17 protein-coding genes are annotated in these 15,894 nt (G+C 66.8%); 10 read left to right on the top strand and 7 right to left on the bottom strand.

The features are described 5' to 3' along the window. Positions 1–16: 16 nt before the first annotated feature. Positions 17–949, bottom strand: coding sequence for a mycothiol synthase (gene mshD, locus AAYO93_RS13915; RefSeq protein WP_345761774.1), 933 nt, complete (start codon positions 947–949; stop codon positions 17–19). Next, on the bottom strand, positions 918–1,610 hold the full coding sequence (locus tag AAYO93_RS13910) for a response regulator transcription factor (RefSeq protein WP_345761773.1): 693 nt from the start codon (positions 1,608–1,610) through the stop codon (positions 918–920). The genes mshD and AAYO93_RS13910 overlap by 32 nt, the downstream gene beginning before the upstream one ends. An 83-nt stretch (positions 1,611–1,693) precedes the next feature. On the opposite strand from AAYO93_RS13910, the gene AAYO93_RS13905 reads away from it, so the two are divergent. The 3 genes from AAYO93_RS13905 (at position 1,694) to AAYO93_RS13895 (ending at position 3,871) form a co-directional block, all read left to right on the top strand. After that, complete coding sequence (locus AAYO93_RS13905; protein ID WP_345761772.1) at positions 1,694–1,984, top strand: hypothetical protein; 291 nt, start codon at positions 1,694–1,696, stop codon at positions 1,982–1,984. 154 nt (positions 1,985–2,138) lie between these two features. Then, positions 2,139–2,735 (top strand): FABP family protein, encoded by a 597-nt coding sequence (locus AAYO93_RS13900; protein ID WP_345761771.1) that lies wholly within the window; start codon positions 2,139–2,141, stop codon positions 2,733–2,735. Positions 2,736–2,740: 5 nt separating this feature from the next. Further along, a complete protein-coding gene (locus AAYO93_RS13895) occupies positions 2,741–3,871 on the top strand; it encodes a YgfZ/GcvT domain-containing protein (protein ID WP_345761770.1) in 1,131 nt (376 codons plus the stop codon). Here the strand turns inward: AAYO93_RS13895 and AAYO93_RS13890 are convergent. Continuing rightward, positions 3,868–4,704 (bottom strand): class I SAM-dependent methyltransferase, encoded by an 837-nt coding sequence (locus AAYO93_RS13890; protein ID WP_345761769.1) that lies wholly within the window; start codon positions 4,702–4,704, stop codon positions 3,868–3,870. The genes AAYO93_RS13895 and AAYO93_RS13890 overlap by 4 nt on opposite strands. A gap of 95 nt (positions 4,705–4,799) precedes the next feature. On the opposite strand from AAYO93_RS13890, the gene AAYO93_RS13885 reads away from it, so the two are divergent. After that, positions 4,800–5,549, top strand: a complete 750-nt coding sequence (locus tag AAYO93_RS13885) for a phosphoglyceromutase (protein WP_345761768.1) — start codon at positions 4,800–4,802, stop codon at positions 5,547–5,549. Between the two features lie 38 nt (positions 5,550–5,587). Here AAYO93_RS13885 and AAYO93_RS13880 read toward each other — a convergent pair whose 3' ends face one another. Next, a complete protein-coding gene (locus AAYO93_RS13880) occupies positions 5,588–6,703 on the bottom strand; it encodes a PrsW family glutamic-type intramembrane protease (protein ID WP_345761767.1) in 1,116 nt (371 codons plus the stop codon). A gap of 92 nt (positions 6,704–6,795) precedes the next feature. Continuing rightward, complete coding sequence (gene phoU / locus AAYO93_RS13875) at positions 6,796–7,452, bottom strand: phosphate signaling complex protein PhoU (RefSeq protein WP_345761766.1); 657 nt, start codon at positions 7,450–7,452, stop codon at positions 6,796–6,798. A gap of 180 nt (positions 7,453–7,632) precedes the next feature. Here phoU and AAYO93_RS13870 point away from each other — a divergent pair, with 180 nt between their 5' ends. Together AAYO93_RS13870 and AAYO93_RS13865 are read left to right on the top strand one after the other, a co-directional pair. Then, positions 7,633–8,793: a sensor histidine kinase gene (locus AAYO93_RS13870; protein WP_345761765.1), complete on the top strand. Its 1,161-nt coding sequence runs from the start codon at positions 7,633–7,635 to the stop codon at positions 8,791–8,793. Beyond that, complete coding sequence (locus AAYO93_RS13865; RefSeq protein ID WP_345761764.1) at positions 8,790–9,473, top strand: response regulator transcription factor; 684 nt, start codon at positions 8,790–8,792, stop codon at positions 9,471–9,473. The genes AAYO93_RS13870 and AAYO93_RS13865 overlap by 4 nt, the downstream gene beginning before the upstream one ends. A 12-nt stretch (positions 9,474–9,485) precedes the next feature. Here the strand turns inward: AAYO93_RS13865 and AAYO93_RS13860 are convergent, their stop codons facing one another. Continuing rightward, entirely contained in the window at positions 9,486–10,043 is a 558-nt protein-coding gene (locus AAYO93_RS13860; protein WP_345761763.1) for a hypothetical protein, read from the bottom strand. Positions 10,044–10,204: 161 nt separating this feature from the next. On the opposite strand from AAYO93_RS13860, the gene AAYO93_RS13855 reads away from it, so the two are divergent. The 4 genes from AAYO93_RS13855 to rlmB all read left to right on the top strand — a co-directional run bounded on the left by AAYO93_RS13855 (position 10,205) and on the right by rlmB (position 14,547). Next, positions 10,205–10,687, top strand: coding sequence for a CarD family transcriptional regulator (locus AAYO93_RS13855; RefSeq protein ID WP_163287471.1), 483 nt, complete (start codon positions 10,205–10,207; stop codon positions 10,685–10,687). A gap of 162 nt (positions 10,688–10,849) precedes the next feature. Next, on the top strand, positions 10,850–12,049 hold the full coding sequence (ispD, locus tag AAYO93_RS13850) for a 2-C-methyl-D-erythritol 4-phosphate cytidylyltransferase (protein ID WP_345761762.1): 1,200 nt from the start codon (positions 10,850–10,852) through the stop codon (positions 12,047–12,049). Positions 12,050–12,094: 45 nt separating this feature from the next. After that, complete coding sequence (gene cysS, locus AAYO93_RS13845; protein ID WP_345761761.1) at positions 12,095–13,528, top strand: cysteine--tRNA ligase; 1,434 nt, start codon at positions 12,095–12,097, stop codon at positions 13,526–13,528. Further along, on the top strand, positions 13,525–14,547 hold the full coding sequence (gene rlmB, locus AAYO93_RS13840) for a 23S rRNA (guanosine(2251)-2'-O)-methyltransferase RlmB (protein ID WP_345761760.1): 1,023 nt from the start codon (positions 13,525–13,527) through the stop codon (positions 14,545–14,547). The genes cysS and rlmB overlap by 4 nt, the downstream gene beginning before the upstream one ends. Positions 14,548–14,592: 45 nt before the next feature. On the opposite strand, the gene AAYO93_RS13835 is transcribed toward rlmB, so the two are convergent. After that, the gene (locus AAYO93_RS13835; RefSeq protein WP_345761759.1) at positions 14,593–15,894 is read right to left on the bottom strand and encodes a DUF4032 domain-containing protein; all 1,302 of its coding nucleotides are present in this window, start codon (positions 15,892–15,894) and stop codon (positions 14,593–14,595) included.

The following is a 15,894-nucleotide window of genomic DNA, read 5'->3' as shown; positions in this document are numbered from 1 at the left end:
GTGGTGCCGCGCGAGGTTAATGTGTGGAAAACGCTCCGTCTGCGTCGATCCGGCGCCGGTACTGGACGTCTACGGTGTGTTCGGTGAACCCGAGCTGATGGTAAAGACGCACCGCCGACGGGTCGTCGCCCTCGACCGAGACGGTGGCGGTGGTACGTCCACGCTGGGCGAGTCGTTCGAGTCCCGCCAGGAGCAGGGCCTTCCCGGTCCCCTTGCCGGCGTGCACCGGATCCACACCGAGCACGTAGATCTCGCCATCGGCCGCATCCGGTTCGGCCTTGACCCAGTCGTAGCCGACGATGCGTCCGTGAGCGTCCCTGGCGACGAGGAAGTCCCCCGCCTCATACCAGGGCTCGGCCTGCCGGGCCCGCAGATCGTCGACGGTCAGCCTTCCCTGCTCCGGATAAGATTCGAAGATCCGGGCGTTCAGCTCGACCCACTCGGCTTCGTCGCCGTGGCGGAACGGCCCGATCGTCACGCCGTCATGCGGCCGTGTGCCGGATGCGCCCGCACCGTCGGCCACGGATTTCAGCACCCCGGATCGCAGCTGGAGCAGCCGGCGCACGGGCAGGAACCCGTGATGATCGGCCAGAACGCGCGCCGCGGGATGGTCGCCGTGGGACCACGCAGTGAGATTGCCGCGGGCTGTCGCGAGAAGCCCGCGGAGCGCGACGGAGCCGTAGCCTTTGCCACGGAACAGCGGATCGATCACGAGGTCGAGTTCGCCACGGCCCACGATGGCCGCGCCGATCGGCCGGGTGTGCTCGGCCTCCGACCAGACAGTCGCCACGATGGGGGTGCGGCGGCCGGACTGGACGTCGAGACGGGCCTGTTCGTTGAACGGGTCGTAGCCGTCGACATCGATGGCAGCATCCGCAACCCGGAAGAACCCGGTGGACTCGTTGGGGTCGGCCAGGTCAGGGACGGAGAGGCGTAGGGAGTCGCTCATTGTCCTCTTCGTACACGTTGAACCGGTACCCCACGTTCCGCACGGTGCCGATCAGCGATTCGAGGTCGCCGAGTTTGGCGCGCAACCGCCGGACGTGCACGTCGACGGTGCGAGTCCCGCCGAAGTAGTCGTAACCCCAGACTTCGCTGAGCAGCTGCTCCCGTGTGAAGACCCGGGAGGGATGCGTTGCGAAGAAGCGGAGCAGTTCGAATTCCTTGAACGTCAGGTCCAGTTGCCGCCCGTGCGCCTTCGCCGAGTAGCTCGCTTCGTCGATGGTGACGCCGGAGGCCTGGATCTTGGTCTGCGAGTGCTCCTGCGTCTGGCGGCCGATGGCGAGGCGGACGCGCGCATCCACTTCTGCCGGTCCCGCGCTCTCGAGCACGACGTCGTTGACGCCCCAGTCGGCGCTCACCGCGGTGAGACCGCCTTCAGTCAGGACGAGCAGGAGCGGCACGTTGATGCCGGTCGTCGTCAAGATCTTGCACAGGGATTTCGCACTCGCCAGGTCGCGACGCGCGTCGACGAAGATCAGGTCGCAACTGGGAGCGTTCACAAGCGCGGCGGGCTCGGCGGGAATCTGCCGCGTGCGATGGCTGAGGAGCGCAAGCGACGGCAGCACCTCCGCGTCGGGCGCAGAGGTGAGGATCAACAACTGCGCCACCCAGACCTCCTGTACGTGCTGTGCGGCAATCCTAGCGGAGTCGTGTGCGCCCGCTTCGCCCGGTCCGGGGGCAGAATAGGAGCGTGAGCGAGTCCGAGAACCTGCCCCCGGCGCTGCGCTGGACGAGCCTCCTGACGATCTGGGGAGCGGCGGTCGTCTTCGCTGTGGTGATCGGAGTCGTCTCCGACCCGCACGCGTATGCGTCCTGGCTGGCGCTCGCGCTCGCCGGATGCGTGATCGGCGCGCTCATCGCGCAGCTCGCGACCCAGCAGAAGGAGGGGTTCGTCGACAGGCTGGCCGCGAGTGTCGTCGGGGCGTTCGTCATCCTCGGACTCGCCGGCGCCGTGCTCGCGCTGGTGGCGGCGGTCAGGTGAGCCGGAACCGTTAGACTCGAATCATGCTGGTGACCCTCGAACTCCTTTTCGTCGGCCTTCTCGGGCTGGCCACCCTCGCGATAGCCGGCGTCTCCGTCGTGGTCGTCTACAACCTCTTCCGGGGTCAGCGCTAGACGCGACGAGGTCTTCAGCGATGATCGAGATCCCCACCGACCTTCCGGCCGAACTCGTTCCGCTCTCCTGGCTCATCGGAGTCTGGGAGGGTTCCGGTGTTCTCGACTACACCGCCGGAGACGAACACGTGCAGCTGGAGTTCGGGCAGCGCATCAGCTTCAGTCACGACGGCCTGCCGTATCTGAACTACAACTCCTATTCCTGGCTCATCGACGACGATCGCACGCCACTCGTGGCGGAGACCGGATACTGGCGTCTCGGCCGGCTGCTCATCGAGGGCGATCCCGGCCCTGCGATGCTGCCAGGGGTCGGCACCAGGCCGTTCACGACGGCGCAATCCGTCGAAGCACTCCGCAACTCGGCGGGAGGGTTCGATATCGAGGTGGCCATCGTCCATCCTGACGGAGTGAGCGAGATCTATCTGGGCCAGGTGAAGGGTCCGCGCATCGATCTGGCGACGGATGCTGTGATGCGCACCGCGTCCGCCAAGGATTACGCGGCTGCCACCCGGCTCTACGGGCTGGTGGAGAACCATCTCCTCTGGGCATGGGACATCGCAGCTCTCGGGCAAGAGCTCGCCTCGCATGCGTCCGGGCGCCTGGCGAAGGCGGAGTGAGAGCGGTGACGAACGCATCCCCGTTTCTGGAACTTCCCGGCGCAGTCGACTCGACAGGTCGCGATGCCGGGGTCGCCGCACACTATGGCAATCCTGTGGTCGAACAGCGCGAGCTCGAGGCCGGTCGCGCCATCGTCGACCTGTCGAATCGGGCGGTGCTCTCGATCACCGGCCCCGACCGGCTGAGCTGGCTGAACTCGATCACCAGCCAGAGCCTGCTCGGGCTGGCCGCGGGGGAGTCCTCGGAGACCCTGCTCCTCGACGCGACGGGGCGCCTCGAATACGCCGTGCGGCTCATCGAGGACGGTGAGACCCTGTGGCTCCTCGTCGAACACGATGAGGCGGATGGGCTGCTCGCGTGGCTGCAGAGCATGCGTTTCATGCTCCGGGTCGAGCTCGCGGACCACACAGCCGAACTCGCGACGATCGGCTCCCTCGGCACGCCGGCGCTGCCCATCGCTGCGCCGAACGGGATTCCGCTCGTCTGGAACGACCCGTGGCGCGAGGTAGCTCCGGGCGGGCACCAGTATGCGGTCGGCGAGCACCCCGGGTCGGGCTGGACCTGGAGCGAGACGCTGATCCCGCGGGAGGCACTGCGGTCCGTCGTGGCGAGGGTCGGCAACGGCGAGTTCGGCGTCGCCGGGCTCCTCGCCGTCGAGGCACTGAGGATCGCCGCCTGGCGACCGCGATTCGCGACGGAAGTGGACGAGAAGACCATTCCGCACGAACTGGACTGGCTGCGCACCGCCGTCCACCTCACCAAGGGGTGCTATCGCGGCCAGGAGACCGTGGCGAAGGTCCACAACCTCGGGCACCCGCCCCGCCGGCTCGTGATGCTGCACCTCGACGGATCCGAGGGTGTGCTGCCCGCGCGCGGAAGCGTCGTCTCCATCGAGGTCGCCGGGGAACGGCGCGCGGTGGGTCTGGTCACCTCGAGTGCGCTGCACCACGAGCTCGGTCCGATCGCGTTGGCCGTGGTCAAACGGTCGACGGATCCGGATGCGACGCTGCTGGTCGAGGCGGACGAACTGACGTTGGCGGCCGCTCAGGTCATCGTGGTGCCACCCGGCGCCGGGGCCGAAGCGCACGTTCCGCGCCTGCCACGGCTCGGCGCCGTCACGCGCCCGCCGCGCTAACTCCAGGCGAACCCGCGCGGTTCGACCGCCGACCAGTCGACGGTCATCTCGCCCAGCTTCCAGCGTGTGCGGCCCGCGCGGACCGGCCAGCCGGCATCCCGCATGGCTTCGACGGACGCGATCCAGCGCTGCGTGGGGCCGTAGGTGGCAAGCGGTGACGCGTGACGCCACTGCCGGTCGAGTTCGGCCAGCAGGTCGTGGACGTGCTCGCCGGCGATGTTGCGATGGATGAGCACCTTGGGGAGGCGCTCAGCGACGATGGATGGCGCCGCGAGTCCGTCGAGCCGCAGCGAGATGGTCAGGTGAGCCGGCCCGCTCTCGCCGACATCGACCCAGCTGGAGACGCGGCCGATCTCGTCGCAGGTGCCCTCCACGAGCACGCCGCCGGGCTGAAGCCGGCCCACCATCCGGTGCCACGCGCCGACGACCTCCGCCTCGTCGTACTGGCGGAGCACGTTGAAAGCCCGGATGACGGCCGGGCGGCGGTCGCCGGGAACAGGCACTTCGAACCCTCCGAGCGCGAAACCGACCCGGGCATCCGACGAGAAGGGAGTCGCGCCGTCACGCACCTCTGCCAACTGCGCGAGGGCGGTGCGCACCCGACCCGGCTCGATTTCGAGACCCAGCACCTCCACATCCTGTCGCGTGTGCGCGAGCCGCTGCTGCAGCTCGAACGCGGTCACCCCGCTGGCTCCGTAGCCGAGATCGATGACGAGCGGGTCGTGAGTCCGACGCAGGGCGGGAAGGGTCGCTATCCAGCGATCGACGCGTCGAAGGCGGTTCGTGTTGGTCGTGCCGCGGGTGACCGTTCCGATCGGTCCGCGCGTCGCCATGCATCCAGTGTCGCGCATCCGCGGCCGCATCCTGGCGCGTGTCGGCCCGTTGCAGGCCGGTTCGCGCCGATCTTCGGCGCCGGTAGATTAGAAGCATGTCTGCGCCATACACCTTGATCCTCCTTCGCCACGGTCAGAGCGAGTGGAACCAGAAGAACCTCTTCACCGGCTGGGTCGACGTCCGGCTGAGTGAACAGGGCATCGCCGAGGCCAAGCGTGCCGGCGAACTGCTCGCAGAATCGGGACTTCTTCCCGACGTCCTGTTCACCTCGGTGCTGACGCGGGCCATCCAGACCGCGAACTACGCGCTCGAGGTCGCAGACCGGCTCTGGATCGACGTGAAACGATCCTGGCGGCTCAACGAACGCCACTATGGTGCCCTCCAGGGCCTCGACAAGGCCGAGACCCTCGAGAAGTACGGTCCTGAGCAGTTCCAGCTGTGGCGCCGGTCGTTCGACGTGCCTCCGCCGGTGCTCTCCGACGACAGCGAGTGGTCACAGGCGAACGACCCCAGGTACGCGGGACTGGGTGACGACCTGCCGCGCACGGAATGCCTCAAAGACGTCATCGATCGCATGCTGCCCTACTGGGAGTCGGACATCACGGCCGAGGTCGCCACGGGCAAGACCGTCCTCGTCACGGCGCACGGCAACTCGCTGCGTGCACTCGTCAAGCACCTTGACGGGATTTCCGACGAAGACATCGCCGAGTTGAACATCCCGACCGGCATCCCGCTCGTGTACAGGCTCGACGAGAACTTCGCACCGCTCGCTCCGGGCGAATACCTCGACCCCGAGGCGGCGGCGGCCGGTGCTGCCGCGGTTGCCGCGCAAGGGCGCAAGTAACGCGCTGGAGCTTAGCGCGCTGGAGCTTAGGCGATCGGCTATGCCGCTGAGGTCAGTGTTCCGGGATCACCGACTTGCGTCCCACCCGCTGCCGCCCTCGCGAAAGCGGATGCTCGCGCCCGCCGTGCGACATGCAGCCAGACGAAGCCGGTGGCCAGCATCACGAGCACGCAGAGGAGAAACGCGAGCGCACCCGAGGCGACGCGATTCGGAGTGATCAACGCCGTGATGGTGCCCGCCGAATCGTAGAGTCCGTGCGCGGCGGCGACGCCGAGGTAGGCGCCGACGACCCCGATCGTCACCCGGAAACGCCCATTCCGTGAAGCGGCGAAGAGAGCGGATGCAAGAAGTGCGGTGAACAACGGGTGCAGGAACGGTCCCGTGAACTCCCGGATGACGACCGTCACGATCACCTGGAGCAGCGACGTTCCGTGCGGCTGGCCGAGGTCGTTCGCGAGCTGCAGGTAGTCCATGTTCTCGAAGGCACTGAACCCGAAACCGACGGCCCCACCGACGAAGAGGCCGGTCCGCGCGTTCTTCACCGGGAGGCGCCAGGCGAGGGCGATCACTAGCGCGATCTTGAGGAATTCCTCGACCAGTCCGGCGGTCGCGAGTGCGGCCGAACTGGTTCGCACGCTCGCGGACCCGGTCAGGATGCTCACAACGCCGTTGACCGGACCGGCGACGAGTGTTGCCGCGCCGCCGCCGACGACCGCTGCCAGAACGAGGAATGAGGGCCGAAGGCGATCGAACGGCTGGAGCCGGTATGCCATCGTGTAGAGGAAGGCGGCGGCCACCGCGCAGCTTCCGGTGATCATCAGCATCGACGGAAGCGAGCTCAGATGCTCGCCCGAGTCCGAGGCGTGAGAGTTGATCGCGTGCAGGGCGAGGCTGGTTCCGAACATCCACAACCAGATCCCGAGGCATCCGGCGATGATGATGAGTCCGCCCCATCTGCCCAGCCATTTCCGGTCGCCGGGCCTGCCGGGTGCAGCGTGCGCCTGCCCGGCGGCAGCGGAGACGGCGGCAGGGGCGTCCGAAGGGCGCACCACGTAGTCTGTCCAGGCGTGACCGTCCCACCAGCGGAACTGCGGTTGCGGATGAGGATCCTGAAACCACCCGGCGGAGGGCAGCACGCGTGGTCCGTCGGTCATATTCGGATTATCGCGGCGGACGAGTCCGACGTCGATACCCACGTCCTCGGGTCAAGTGGACCCCTAACGCGGATCCGCGGAGCCCGGCGGGGTCAGCTGGCCAATTCGGGGGCCCAGTCGCCGGTGCCCAGGTAGTGCACCTTCTTGGCGATCGACACGGCGTGGTCGGCGAATCGCTCGTGATAGCGGGAGGCGAGAGTCGCATCCACCGTGTCGACGGCCTGACCCTTCCAGGTCTCGCCGAGAACCTTGTCGAAAACGCTCACGTGCAGCTCGTCGATGCGATCGTCCTCATTGCGGATCTCGTCGGCGAGTTCCAGGTCCTGGGTGCGGAGGAGCTCGGCGAGCTTCTCGGCGATGACGACGTCGAGCCGGCCCATCTCTGCGAACGTGCCGCGCAGGCTCTTCGGTACGACCTTGTCAGGGAAGCGGTACCGAGCGAGCTGGGCGATGTGCTCGGACATGTCCCCCATCCGCTCGAGTGACGCGCTGATGCGCAGTGCGCTGACGACGATACGGAGGTCGCGCGCGACCGGCTGCTGGCGAGCGAGGATCTGGATCGAGAGCTCGTCGAGGATCACGGTCAGCTCATCGATCTTCGAATCGTCGGCGATCACCGTCTCGGCGAGCGTCACGTCGGAATCATTGAACGCCTGCGTCGCATTCTTGATGGAGACGACGACGAGCTCAGCGATCTCGACGAGGCGATCCTGAACTTCACGCAACTCCTGCTGGAATACTTCACGCATCGGTCTCCTGGTCCTTCCTGGCGCGAGCGCGCGCAGATGCCGGAGCCCTTTGGCCCCGGACTCATGATGTCCAGAACAGGTTAACGAACGGTGCCGTGAGCCTGAACACTGTCTAAAGTACCGCCGCCCGCACGCCGTTCTCGTGCCTCGCCGCCCGTGCCGTTCAGTACGCTTGCAATTATGGACTCCACCTGGTTGGTGCTGCTGTCTCTGGCACTCGGCCTTGTGGTCGGCGCTGGATTCGTGGCGATCCTTCATGTGGCTGCACGCCGTGGCGCGCGAGCCGCTGAGGTCGCCAGCCCCGCCGTGCCCGATGGGGTCGACCAGGTCATCGACGCGCTCGAATCGGCGGGCGTCGTCCTCGACCCGTCGAACAATGTCATCAAGGCCTCGCCCGGGGCGCTGTCCATCGGACTCGTCTGGAACCAGGCGCTCGTGCATCCGCGCCTCGTCGAACTCGTCGATCGGGTTCGCCGCACCGGTGAGCCGATCACCGAGGAATGCGAGCTCGCGCGTGGGCCGTTCGGTGATGCGAACATCCACCTCAGTGTTCGGGTGGCACGCCTCGGCGCCCGCTACATCCTCCTGCTGGCCGAAGACCGGACGGAGTCGTTCCGGCTCGAGAACGTGCGGCGGGATTTCGTCGCGAACATCAGTCACGAGCTCAAGACGCCGATCGGCGCGGTCGGCCTCCTCGCGGAGGCCCTCGACAGTGCATCCGACGACCCGGAGCAGGTGCGGCGATTCGCCCACCGCCTCTCGGAAGAGTCACAGCGCCTCGCCCGCATCACGCAGGACATCATCGAACTGTCGCGACTGCAGGCGGCGGATGCGCTCACCGGTGCCGAGGTCGTCTCCGTCACCCAGGCCATCAGTTCCGCCGTCGACCAGAACCGGGTCGCCGCCGAGGCGCGCGGGATCGAACTCGCGATGCGAGGAGACAAGAAGGCGGAGGTCTTCGGCGACGAGACCCTGCTGGTCGTCGCCGTGCACAACCTGATCTCCAACGCCATCCAGTATTCGCCGAGTGGCTCGCGCGTCGGGATCGGTGTGCGCACCATCGACGGTGTCGTCGAGATCGCCGTGACCGACCAGGGCGAGGGCATCCCCGAAGAAGACCTCGACCGCGTCTTCGAGCGTTTCTTCCGGGTCGACCAGGCGCGCTCCCGTCACACCGGCGGAACCGGCCTCGGCCTCGCGATCGTGAAGCACGCTGTACAGAACCACGGCGGAGACATCCGCGTCTGGTCGCAACCCGGACGCGGCTCCACCTTCACGATCCGCCTGCCCGAAGCATCCCATGACGCCGCCGCGCGTCCCGCGATAGGAGAAACCACGTGACCCACATCCTTCTTGTAGAGGATGAAGCAGCGTTGAGCGAGCCGCTCGCGTTCCTGCTCAAACGCGAAGGCTACGACATATCGGTAGCAGAGGACGGCCCGACCGCGCTCGCCGAGTTCGATCGGCTCGGAGCCGACCTCATCCTCCTCGACCTGATGCTCCCTGGGATCCCGGGGACCGAGGTGTGCCGGGAGATCCGGGTGCGATCGACCGTGCCCATCATCATGCTCACGGCCAAGGACTCCGAAGTGGACATCGTCGTCGGACTCGAGCTCGGCGCCGACGACTATGTGACGAAGCCGTACTCGACGCGGGAGCTTCTCGCGCGCATCCGCGCTGTGCTCCGGCGCCGTGTGGAAAGCGACGAACTCGATGACGACGGAATCCTGGAAGCCGGCTCCGTGCGGATGGACGTCGACCGGCACACGGTCGCAGTCAGCGGGAGCGAGATCTCCATGCCGCTGAAGGAATTCGAACTGCTCGAACTGCTGCTGCGCAACGCCGGACGCGTGCTCACCCGCGGCCAGCTGATCGACCGGGTGTGGGGGAGCGACTACTTCGGCGACACGAAGACGCTCGACGTGCACATCAAGCGCATCCGGTCACGCATCGAGGAGAACCCCTCCGAGCCGTCCATGCTCGTGACGGTACGTGGGCTCGGCTACCGCTTCAATGCGTGAGGTGCGGACAGCCTAAGGAGTGGAGGTCGGGGTCGGCGTCGGAGTGAGGGCGGGTGCGGGCTTGGGCAAAGGCGTCGGTGTGCTGAGAGCGTCCGCAGCCACGTGCGCGGGCGTCAGGTCGGCGTACTCCGGCAGGCCGCCGTCGAGCACGGGTACCCGCAGCGGGAGTCCGGTCTGGGCGCCGTATTGGAAGTACAGCGGGTAGAGGCTGCCCGGGATCGAGTTGAGGTCGCGGAAGAGGATGATCGTGTCGCCCTTGGAACCGAGCTCTTTCGTCTGCCCTGCACCGACGACGACGGACGTCGATTCCTGTGAGCCGGTCCCCCGCTCGATCTGCACGCGGTGAGCCACCGCGCCACTGTTGACGAGCGTTACGACGAGGTTGCCGGTGGTGCCGTCGCCGGTCACGATGAGAGCGTTGCGCACGGCGATGTCGCCGACGTTTCCGCTCACGCCGTCGCTCGCGTCATAGTGCCTCGTAGTCGACTGAGGCGCCAGGAACCCGCACCCTGCAGTACCCAACGTGACCGCGATCGCCAAGACGATGGATGCCGCGATGCGAGCTCTCACAAGACCCTCCAAGTCGTTCCGCATGGCCTCGATGAGGTCCGTCGATGGGCGGAATGCGCTTCGAGTTTAGCGTATCGGGGGAGGGCCTCCGGGGTGGCCAGGGCGAACCTTACCACTGGGTCTCTGTGGTATCCTAGAGGTTGCTGAAGGGACATCAATCTATGCTTTTCGAGGTTGGCGAAACCGTCGTATACCCGCACCACGGTGCCGCGACAATCACCGAAGTCAAAAAGAGAACCATTAAGGGTGAAGAGAAGCTGTACCTCAAGCTCAATGTGACTCAGGGCGACCTGACCATCGAGGTTCCGGCCGAAAACGTCGACCTCGTCGGCGTCCGGGATGTGATCGGTAAAGAGGGCCTCGACCGCGTGTTCGAGGTGCTTCGCGCTCCGTTCACCGAGGAGCCCACGAACTGGTCCCGCCGCTACAAGGCGAACCTTGAGAAGCTCGCCTCCGGCGACGTGATCAAGGTCTCCGAGGTCGTGCGCGACCTGTGGCGCCGCGACCAGGACCGCGGCCTCTCCGCTGGTGAGAAGCGCATGCTTGCCAAGGCACGTCAGATCCTCATCTCCGAGCTCGCACTCGCAGAGAAGACCGACGACGAGAAGGCGTCGAGCCTGCTCGACGAGGTACTCGCTTCCTAAGTGCCGAGCGTGACCGTTCCGGTCGAATGTGACAGGTAGAACTGCCATGCTCGACCGGAACTGTCACGTTCGCGCTCTGCGCGCTCGCGCTGGGCGTGCACGGGCTGCTCGTGTTCGTGCTCCACGTGTTCGACACGCGCGCGATCGCGTACGCTCGAACGCATGACCGAAACGAGCGAGCCGCGCGTCGCCGTGATCGTCGTCGCCGCGGGTAGCGGCACACGGCTCGGAGCTGCGACGCCGAAGGCGTTCGTTCCCGTCGGCGGTGTCACGCTTCTCGGACGCTCTCTCCATTCCGTCCTGGGTATGAGCGAGCACGCGCAGGTCATCATCGTCGCCCCGTCCGAGTTCGTCGACGATGCCCGAGTGATCGCTGCCGATGTCGCCGGAGCCGCCGCCGCAGCGGTGACGGTCGTCGCAGGCGGCGAGACGCGCCAGCAGTCCGTACTGGCAGGCCTCGACCGGGTGCAGGACTCCGCGCAGGTCGTGCTCGTCCACGACGCCGCCCGCGCGCTGACTCCGAGCGCGCTCTTCGAACGCGTGATCGCCGAAGTCGATGCCCGAGGTCACGGTGTCGTACCCGGACTTCCCGTGAGCGACACGGTCAAACGCGTGGATGCGCGTGACGACATCGTCGAGACCGTCGATCGGTCCGCACTCTCTGCGGTCCAGACGCCGCAGGGTTACCCGAAGGGCGACCTCGTCGAGGCATATGCCCGGGCGCGGGAAGAGGCGACGGACGATGCTGCGCTGGTGAGTGCATCCGGACGCCGGGTCAGCGTCGTGGCCGGTGACCCGATGGCCTTCAAGATCACCACCCCGTGGGATCTGCGTCGGGCCGAGGAACTCGTCTCGCGTCCGGATGACAGCCCGCGGATCGGCGTCGGCACGGACACTCACGGCTTCGACCCGGTTGCAGAGCTGTGGCTCGCCGGCCTGCACTGGCCGGGCGAGGCCGGACTCGCCGGCCACAGCGACGGGGATGCGGTGTCGCACGCGATAACGGATGCGCTGCTCTCCGCGGCCGGGCTGGGCGACATCGGAGGCACCTTCGGAACCGACGATCCCCGGTTCCAGGGCGCCCATGGCGAGGTGTTCGTGCGCGAAGCCCGCCGCCTGGTCGAGAACGCGGGCTTCCGTGTCGGGAACGTCGCGGTTCAGGTGATCGGCAACCGCCCCCGGTTCGCCGCACGTCGTCATGAGGCGGAAGCGTTGCTGAGCGAGTTCGTCGGGGCGCCGGTCTCGATCAGCGCGACCACGACCGACGGCCTGGGGTTCACCGGTCGTGGCGAAGGCGTCGCCGTCATCGCGACGGCACTTCTCCTCCACAATGCGGGAGCTGTCAGCCGTTCTGACACATAAGACGGCAGCGCCGCGGCGACGAAGGCCTGCCCGTAGGCTAGACGCGTGACTGTGCGACTCTACGACACCCGGGCCCAGGCGCTGCGGGACTTCCAACCCATCACGGATGGTGCGGTAGGAATGTACGTCTGCGGACCCACGGTGCAGTCTTCCCCGCACATCGGTCACCTGCGTTCGGCCCTCGTCTACGACATCCTCCGCCGGTGGTTCACCCACCGTGGCTTCGCTGTGACGCTGGTGCGCAACGTCACCGACATCGACGACAAGATCCTCGTCAACTCGGCGGCGGCGCAGGCCGAGGGCAGTTCGGAGCAATGGTGGGCACTCGCCTACCGGTTCGAACTCGAATTCACCGCCGGCTATACGGCACTGGGTGTGATGGCACCCACCTACGAACCGCGGGCCACTGCGAGCATCCCCCAGATGCAGGACATCATCCGCCGCCTCGTCGACACGGGGCATGCCTACGTCGCCGACGACGGATCCGGCGACGTCTATTTCGACGTGAAGAGCTGGCCCGCGTACGGCGAACTCACCCGGCAGAGCATCGACAACATGGAGGCCGCCGCCGACGCAGACCCGCGTGCCAAACGTGACGCACGCGATTTCGCCCTGTGGAAGGGACGAAAAGAGGACGAGCCCGAATCGGCGTCGTGGCCGAGTCCGTGGGGATCCGGTCGGCCGGGTTGGCACATCGAATGCTCTGCAATGTCGGAACGCTACCTCGGCACCAATTTCGACATCCACGGGGGAGGCCTCGACCTTCGGTTTCCGCATCATGAGAACGAACTCGCCCAGTCGACTGCGGCCGGTCACGCCTTCGCCAACTACTGGGTGCACAACGGGCTCGTGAATGTGAACGGCCAGAAGATGAGCAAGTCGCTCGGCAACTCGGTCTACGCAGCAGACCTGCTCGGACAGGCCAGGCCGTTGGTCATCCGCTACTACCTGGGGGCGGCCCACTACAGGTCGACCATCGATTTCCACGACGGATCGCTTGCCGAAGCCGAGGCGGCGCTCGAACGGATCTCCGGATTCTTCGAACGTGTCGATCGTCGGCTGGCCCCGACGCGATTCGCCGGGTCGGGCGCGCCGGTCATCCCGGCCGCGTTCGCCGACGCAATGGACGACGATCTCGCCGTGCCCCAGGCCCTCGCCGTACTGCACGACACCGTGCGTTCAGGAAACGCGGCGCTTGATGCGGAAGACTTGGAGGCGGCGGCCGTCGCCCGCGGGCAGGTACTCGCGATGACGGACGTGCTGGGCATCAACCCGCTCGCACCCGTTTGGAACTCTGCGGAGGACTCGGGCGCTCGTTCCGCGTTGTCCGCACTCGTCGAGCGCCTGCTCGACGACCGGCAGTCGGCGCGAGCGAATCGCGATTTCTCTGCAGCCGACCGCATCCGCGACGAACTCGTCGGCGCCGGAATCACCATCGAAGACACCCCATCGGGTGCGCATTGGAGTGTTGAACAGTGAAGAACAGTGGCGGAAAGCCCCGTGCGGGAGCCGTGCGCAAAGCACGACGTGGTCCCCAAGTGGGCTCGGGCGGCCAGGGGCGTCAAGCCCTCGAAGGCAAAGGACCCACCCCGAAGGCTGAAGACCGCCCGTATCACCCGGCAGGCAAGGCGAAGGCTGCCCGCGATCGCTACTCGGCGGCGGGCGGAAAGGGCAAGCCCGGACAGCAGACTCGCGGTGGGCGCATCGAGACGGCACCCCGAACACAGACTCGACGCCCGAAGGCGGCCGATGAGAGTGAGGTCGTGACCGGGCGAAATTCCGTGCTCGAGGCGCTTCGGGCCAAGATCCCCACATCGACGCTCTACATCGCCTCGCGCATCGAGGTCGACGACCGGGTCAAGGAGATCCTTTCCATCGCGACGGGCCGCGGCATCCCGATCCTCGAAGTCATGCGGCCGGAACTCGACCGCATCGCAGGGCGTGACTCGGTCCATCAGGGCGTCGCCCTCAAGGTGCCGCCGTACGAGTACGCGCACCCCATGGAACTTCTCGACCTGACCATCAGCCGCGGAAAGAAGCCGCTGTTCGTCGCGCTCGACGGCATCACCGATCCTCGCAACCTCGGAGCGATCATCCGCTCGACCGCAGCGTTCGGCGGCCACGCCGTCATCGTGCCGCAGCGACGTTCGGTCGGCATGACGGCGTCAGCGTGGAAGACCTCGGCAGGCGCTGCCGCCCGCACTCCCGTCGCTATGGCGAGCAACCTGACGCAGACCCTCAAAGCGTTGAAGGAGCGAGGCGTGTTCGTCCTCGGTCTCGACGGCGGCGGAGATGTCTCGCTGCCCGGGCTCGAACTCGCCGATCGTCCCGTCGTCATCGTGGTCGGCAGCGAAGGGAAAGGCCTGTCGCGCCTGGTCACAGAGACGTGCGATGCGATCGTCTCGATTCCGATCAGCGACGCGACCGAATCCCTCAACGCCGGAATCGCCGCGAGCGTCACCCTCTACGAGATCTCGAAACTACGCTCGACCAAATAGCAGCGCTCGCTACTTCGAGGAGCGGCGCAGCCAACCACCACCGGCTCAGACCTTCGCGCGCCAGTCGTCTTCGTCGTCGGTGATCGTGCCGATCGCGCCTGTCATCACGGGGATGCTCAACGTCTCGGTGGGGGGGCCGATCACGGTCGCCTCATCGCGACGGTGCCGAAGGACATCTTTGATGTACGAACTCAGCGCCTCCGCCAGCGGCACGTCGCGGCCCTCGTCCTGCGACATGAACCAGCGGTGCTCCAGCAACTGGTGGAACACCTCAGCCGGCTCCAGCTTGCCCTTCAGGTCGGCAGGGATCGCGCGGACGATCGGCTCGAAGACACGCATCAGCCATTCGTGCGCCATCGCCTCCTCGTCGAGTCCGGCCTTGCCCAGGGTCGCGGCGTACGAGTCGAGGTCGTTCAGCAGGCGGCGCGCCTGGTTCTCCTGAGCATCCAGGCCGGTCAGACGAAGAAGCCGGCGCTGGTGGTGCCCGGCGTCGACGACCTTCGGCTGGATGCGCACCGTCGTGCCCTTCTCGTCCGTCTTGATCGCGAGTTCCTCGATGTCGAAGCCGAGCTCGTTCAGACGGTCGACACGCTTGCTGATCCGCCAGCGCTCCGACGAAGCGAACGACTCGCTGCCGGTGAGTTCCTTCCAGAGTGACCGGTAGGCGGCGACGATACCGTTCGACACTTTGATCGGGTCGAGCTCCTCATCCACCCTCCCGCCGGCTTCGAGATCCATCAGTTCACCGGCGATGTTGACCCGGGCGATCTCGAGGTCATTCTCGCGCTGCCCGTTCGAGAGGCCGCCGTCATAGAGCTGGCCGGTCTCCGCATCCACCAGGTACGCGGCGAACGCGCCGGCGTCGCGGCGGAACAGCGTGTTCGAGAGCGAGACATCACCCCAGAAGAAGCCGACGATGTGGAGGCGCACCAGCAGCACCGCCAGCGCATCGACCAGGCGTGTGGCCGTGTCGGGGCGCAGCGTCTGCGAGAAGAGGGCGCGATAGGGAAGCGAGAACTTGAGGTGGCGGGTGACGAGCGCCGACTTCAGTGCGTCGCCCTCGTCATCCGTACGGTTGTTGATCACGGCGACAGGGTCGACACAGGGGATGTCGACGCGCTGCAGCGTGCGAAGCATCTCGTACTCGCGCTTGGCGAGTTCCGACGACGTCTCCTTGATCGCGATGACATACCCGGAGAGGTTCGCGAATCGCACCAGGTGGCGCGAGATGCCTTTCGGCAGGATCGCGATGTGGTCGTTCGACCATTCGTCGAGCGGCAGGTTCCACGGGAGGTCGAGAAGGGCCGGATCGACGGTGGCCGCGGTGATATTGAGTGAACCGCTCAT

The organism is Diaminobutyricibacter sp. McL0608 (assembly GCF_039613825.1).
In the GTDB taxonomy this organism is placed as follows: domain Bacteria; phylum Actinomycetota; class Actinomycetes; order Actinomycetales; family Microbacteriaceae; genus Diaminobutyricibacter.
Note: the sequence above shows the minus strand (reverse complement) of the source record. Positions and strands in the feature narration are given on the sequence as shown.

What these genes read in the sequence shown, in the direction of transcription:
- mshD (WP_345761774.1), bottom strand. Translation starts at nt 949, where the DNA reads ATGAGCGACTCCCTACGCCTCTCCGTCCCTGACCTGGCCGACCCCAAC.
- AAYO93_RS13900 (WP_345761771.1), top strand. Translation starts at nt 2,139, where the DNA reads ATGATCGAGATCCCCACCGACCTTCCGGCCGAACTCGTTCCGCTCTCC.
- AAYO93_RS13890 (WP_345761769.1), bottom strand. Translation starts at nt 4,704, where the DNA reads ATGGCGACGCGCGGACCGATCGGAACGGTCACCCGCGGCACGACCAAC.
- AAYO93_RS13885 (WP_345761768.1), top strand. Translation starts at nt 4,800, where the DNA reads ATGTCTGCGCCATACACCTTGATCCTCCTTCGCCACGGTCAGAGCGAG.
- AAYO93_RS13880 (WP_345761767.1), bottom strand. Translation starts at nt 6,703, where the DNA reads ATGACCGACGGACCACGCGTGCTGCCCTCCGCCGGGTGGTTTCAGGAT.
- phoU (WP_345761766.1), bottom strand. Translation starts at nt 7,452, where the DNA reads ATGCGTGAAGTATTCCAGCAGGAGTTGCGTGAAGTTCAGGATCGCCTC.
- AAYO93_RS13870 (WP_345761765.1), top strand. Translation starts at nt 7,633, where the DNA reads ATGGACTCCACCTGGTTGGTGCTGCTGTCTCTGGCACTCGGCCTTGTG.
- AAYO93_RS13855 (WP_163287471.1), top strand. Translation starts at nt 10,205, where the DNA reads ATGCTTTTCGAGGTTGGCGAAACCGTCGTATACCCGCACCACGGTGCC.
- ispD (WP_345761762.1), top strand. Translation starts at nt 10,850, where the DNA reads ATGACCGAAACGAGCGAGCCGCGCGTCGCCGTGATCGTCGTCGCCGCG.
- AAYO93_RS13835 (WP_345761759.1), bottom strand. Translation starts at nt 15,894, where the DNA reads ATGAGCGGTTCACTCAATATCACCGCGGCCACCGTCGATCCGGCCCTT.